This window comes from Bradyrhizobium campsiandrae, assembly GCF_014529705.1.
GTDB lineage: Bacteria > Pseudomonadota > Alphaproteobacteria > Rhizobiales > Xanthobacteraceae > Bradyrhizobium > Bradyrhizobium campsiandrae.
Window position 1 is genome coordinate 1 of sequence record NZ_JAANIH010000297.1, and the last position, 357, is coordinate 357.

Annotated in this window: 1 pseudogene; it reads left to right on the plus strand. The window is 66.1% G+C overall.

Going from position 1 to position 357, the window contains the following annotated elements:
• A pseudogene (locus G8O24_RS43170) lies at positions 1-357 on the plus strand (hybrid sensor histidine kinase/response regulator); the annotation flags it as partial.

Consider the following 357-nt stretch of genomic DNA (forward strand, 5'->3'; position numbering starts at 1 on the left):
TGATGACCATGGTCTCCGAGCTGGTCTTGACCCGCAACCAGCTCCTGGAGATCTCCCGCCGCAACGAGGACACCGAGTTCAAGGTGCCGCTGCAGCGCCTCTCCAACGTCACCGCCGAGCTGCAGGAGGGCGTCATGAAGACGCGCATGCAGCCGATCGGCAATGCCTGGCAGAAGCTGCCCCGCATCGTCCGCGACCTCTCGAGCGAACTCGGCAAGCAGATCGAACTCGAGATGCACGGCGCCGACACCGAGCTCGACCGCCAGGTGCTCGACCTGATCAAGGACCCGCTCACCCACATGGTGCGCAACTCCGCCGATCATGGCCTGGAGACCCCCGCCGAGCGCCTCGCCAGCG